This window comes from Anabaena cylindrica UHCC 0172, assembly GCF_034931625.1.
Classification (GTDB): Bacteria; Cyanobacteriota; Cyanobacteriia; order Cyanobacteriales; family Nostocaceae; genus Anabaena; species Anabaena cylindrica_A.
Genome location: NZ_JAYGGY010000074.1, coordinates 1 through 4,363, shown reverse-complemented (window position 1 = coordinate 4,363; position 4,363 = coordinate 1). Strand labels below are relative to the sequence as shown.

The 4,363-nt window shown below is 36.3% G+C and carries 4 protein-coding genes; 3 read left to right on the top strand and 1 reads right to left on the bottom strand.

The genetic code is table 11. The features are described 5' to 3' along the window. Window positions 1-374: 374 nt before the first annotated feature. Window positions 375-1,052 (bottom strand): class I SAM-dependent methyltransferase, encoded by a 678-nt coding sequence (locus tag VB713_RS13870; protein ID WP_323312106.1) that lies wholly within the window; start codon window positions 1,050-1,052, stop codon window positions 375-377. Window positions 1,053-1,640: 588 nt separating this feature from the next. Between VB713_RS13870 and VB713_RS13865 the strand changes: the two genes are divergently transcribed. From VB713_RS13865 to VB713_RS13855, 3 genes are all read left to right on the top strand, one after another. Beyond that, entirely contained in the window at window positions 1,641-2,387 is a 747-nt protein-coding gene (locus VB713_RS13865; protein WP_323312105.1) for a hypothetical protein, read from the top strand. A 163-nt stretch (window positions 2,388-2,550) separates the two neighbouring features. Continuing rightward, the gene (locus tag VB713_RS13860) at window positions 2,551-2,961 is read left to right on the top strand and encodes an EamA family transporter (RefSeq protein WP_323312104.1); all 411 of its coding nucleotides are present in this window, start codon (window positions 2,551-2,553) and stop codon (window positions 2,959-2,961) included. 29 nt (window positions 2,962-2,990) lie between these two features. After that, a complete protein-coding gene (locus tag VB713_RS13855; RefSeq protein ID WP_323312103.1) occupies window positions 2,991-4,310 on the top strand; it encodes an NAD(P)-dependent oxidoreductase in 1,320 nt (439 codons plus the stop codon). The last annotated feature ends 53 nt before the right edge of the window (window positions 4,311-4,363 follow it).

Here is a 4,363-nt window from a genome sequence, read left to right as displayed (position 1 = left end):
ACGCTACGCGAACACTTCGTTCAGAATGACACTTTTAACCCGTTTTTAGTATAATAAGGGTTTGCTGATAGCGTGGTGTGGCGTAAGCCCGATAAAATCAAGAATAAGAGCAGATGAAGTTTTCCGTCTGTTTGACGGTCACAAAGTTCAAGGTTTTAGCTTATGGTGTCTCAAAATAGTGACATTTTTCCTTGCTCAGATATGGAAACTTGAAGATATATGGCTACGCCACGCAGACTATCAAATACCTGAGACTGTTCCCTTTCCTCACCAACAACTTTCTCAGCAAACCCTAAAATCAGAGTTAACGCCCTGACAACAAAAAATCAGAATTTTGTGTGAAACTTGCGTAAGTCTTAATTAAGTTTCGTAGTCTATAAAACTAGAAAAGCCCAATAATGCGCCCCTTCTTCCGCAATATAGGGAGCATCCATCATCGAGTCAATTAACTTAACTTGACCTTTTGATTGTAAACGATTAGAAACAGCTTGAAAATCACTACTATCATAGTAGCTTTTCCTCGTACTAATGATTAACAAACCGCCAGGTTTTGTAATTCTAATTAACTCTTCCAAAGCTGTAGAATGTACGTGTCCCAAAGTAAAAACACCGCAACAAACAATAATTTCATATTGATTGTCTTGATATGTTTCTATTCTGGAATTCATATTACATCCCTTTTGTAGGGATTTATAGGCATGAGTATTTTTAGCCACTTCAACCATATCCGGGGATAAGTCAAACCCGTCAATATTGGCGAAACCTTTCTGCTGAAGAGCAATACCTACTAAACCAGTTCCACACCCAGCATCAAGAATCTTTAAATCCTGTTGGCTAGAGTCAATGTTGAAATTATATTTGAGAATCTTAGTTACATAGTCAGCAATAAATTCTGGTCCTGAATAGTTTTCAGTGGAGACATCAATATTATATCTCCTAGACCATTTATCATAGTATTGTTGGATTTTAGTAGGATTATAAGACAATCCGTGGGCTTCTTTAATTGCATCAAAACTGCTGTTATTCTCTGCTGTGATTAGATTATTATTCATGATCTATCTCATCAAATTTTCTACAATTGGCGTTCCTGATTGATATGAAGTATGAATCGTCTGGATTCGATTTGGACTTATTTTACTCAAACATGAATTTAGCAAGCACGATGGTATATTATCACCTTTGTCTGATTTCTTGTAATAGAAATTACTGTAATATACCTGTTACATTCTCAGAATTAGCTATTTTTTATTTGATCTAGCTAATTACCCGGAGATGGCATGATTCAGTCGCTGATAAATCACATAACAGCTAGAATGGTTATAGGAAAATGATTACACTAACATTTACTCTATTCATAAAGACACTGATGAAGGTATCCGTGGTTGGGGGGAAGGATGTCCTTGGGCTTCCACCTATTTACCAGCATTTGCGCGGGCTGTGAGAGCAGGAATTGAAGAGTTATACTCCACAACTGATTGGACTTGATCCTCGACGCACAGATTTTGATCTATCGGACAATGGATCTAGCATTACCCGGTCATCCCTATATTAAATCTGCATTAGATATGGCTTGTTGGGATATCTTAGGTGAAGCGATCGCAATATATCAATAAAGTATATAAAGTTAAGTCAATAGAAATATGAGCAAAATTCTAGCCTTATGGTCTACTTTTCGTGCGGCCTCTACCGCATTTGAGTGCATGATGCGAGAACGAGGAGATTTTGTGGTTTTCCACGAACCCTTTGGGCTTTCATTCTACAATAGCGAAGAACGGCGCAATACTAATCGTTATCCAGATGCTGAAATCAAAGCTGAGAATAACTATCAAGCCACAAGACAAAAGTTGCAGGAAGAAGCTAAACAGCACCAAGTCTTCATTAAAGATATGCCCTACTATATCAGCCACTTAATAAAACCTGAGTTCGTGGCTGAGTTTGAAAACACTTTTCTGGTAAGAGATCCAGCTAAAATGCTTCTTTCTTTGCACTACCGATGGCCAGATTTTACCCTAGAAGAAACTGGTTATGAATCTCTGTATCGTTACTTTATGATGGCTGGAGATATTAGCGGTAAAATACCTATATTAATTGACGCTGATGATCTGCTGAATCATCCAGATTTAACCATTAAGGCTTATTGCAATGCAGTGGGCATTTCTTTTATTCCAGAAGCCTTAAGCTGGGAACAAAAATCTCGACCAGAAATTAATCAGTGGGAAGATGGGTTGTGGCATAGTTCTCTTAATGCCAGCACGGGGTTGAGAGATAGACAGCACAAAGAAATCAACTATGGAACGATTGAGGATAGCGATCACTTAAAGCAAGCCTACGAGTATTGTTTGCCTTATTACCAAAAACTTTACGAACATAGACTGCGGATTGAATAACAGCTTTGGTTACGAAAACAAGCAATAAAGCAATAGAACCAGACATTATTCTGGTTTCTATTTCTACCTATGAATAAACAAGCCCTATTGTAGTGTTGATATCTCAATAGTTACTAGTGTTCTTAAATTAATTTAATGACTAATTTATTAATTAAATTCAAATATGAAAACATGGCTAATTCCCACATTAGGAGCATTAATTTGTTGGGCTGGTTGGGCTTTTTTACCAAAACTAGCTATTCAAAATATTGATACTAAAAGTATTTTAATTTATGAAGCTCTTGGTTCATTAACAATTGCATTACTCGTTTTAGTCAGCATTGACTATAAACTAGAACTAGACTGGAAAGCCGGTAGTATTGCCTTTATTAGTGGTGCTTTAAATATTTTAGGAGTGCTGTGTTATCTCCAGGCGATCGCCAAAGGAAAAATTTCTCTAGTTTCTACCATATCAGCCCTTTATCCTCTATTAGTAATCATTTTAGCTGTATTCTTTTTCCAAGAATCTTTAACCTTAAAACAATTTTTAGGTTTAGCACTAGGTTTATTCAGTATCATTTTACTAGCGACTTAATGTCCTGAACAATTATCCTAAATCAACTCATGAGTCACATCCAAAGAATTGCTTACATTGGCACAGGTTCAATGGGAAAACCCATGATTTTCAAACTCCTAAAAGCAGGATATCCTGTACAGGTTTATGATAAATATCCAGAAGCAGCAACAACAGTAATTAAAGCGGGGGCAGTTTGGTATAATAGCCCTAAAGAAGTAGCTAAAAATGCAGATATTGTAGTTACAAATCTTCCCTTACCCCATCATGTCACAGAAAATATGTTAGGGGAAAATGGAGCTTTAGCAGGTATGAAACCTGGCTCAACTTGGATTGATTTTTCTACCACAGACTATCACAATACCCAAAATATTGCTAATGAAGCAAAGAAAAAAGGTCTGTATAGTTTAGAATCTCCTGTGAGTAATTTATCCCACATGGGAGTAGATTTTGCCAACGTCAGTTTTTATGTCAGTGGTGATAAAGAAGGTTATGATCTGTGTGAGAAAGCCCTAAATAATATGGGCAAAATTTCCTTTTTTGTCAGCAATAAAATTGGTAAAGCACAAACAGTAAAGTTACTAACTAATTTACTGTTTTATACAGGTATGGTTGTTGTTGGGGAAGTGCTGGCTATTGCTAAGACTCAAGGTATTCCCTTAGATTGGATGTGGGATTTTATGAAAGCATCCCGTGGTAATTGTTTTGTTTCTGAACAAGTTACCCCATTTATTTTTGATGGAAGTTATGACTATTCCTGTTCCCTGGAAATTACTGTTAAAGACACAGATTTAACAGTAAAATTAGCTGATGAATTAAATGTACCTTTACCAATAGGGAGAATAATTGAAGCCAGATATCGCCAAGCAGGAGAGAAATATAAACCCCATGATAATCATGTCATGGTGACAAAATTAATCGAAGAAGAGAATAATTTTGATCTGAGAGTACCAGGATTTATGGCACCTTCTCCCTATGGTTTAAATCGTAGTTATGTTCATTTTTCTGAATTAGTAACTGATAGTTTTGGACGGGTTAAACCTCTACCTTATCAACTCACTTATCAACGCCCTCAGCAGAAGTTAGAGAGTAAATTAGAAGAAATTGCCCAGGATTTGACAGATTTTATGGCTCATGTTAACTATGTCAGTTTACAAGAAGCCTATATGCTAGGACAAAATATGGGATTAACCAAAAACCTATTAGTGGATGTAATTCGTTGGAGTTGTGGCACAAGTTGGGTTTTTGATCATGAAGATTCATTTCAGCCAGATAGCAGTATTGTTAAAAAAATCAGACAATATGATTTTGGTCAGCAAGTCAAGATTCCCACAATTATCAAAATTATCACTTTGTTGGAAAATCAATAAATATACTAAAAACGGGTTAAAAGTGTCATTCTGTAGCTTGCTTCCCGTAGGGT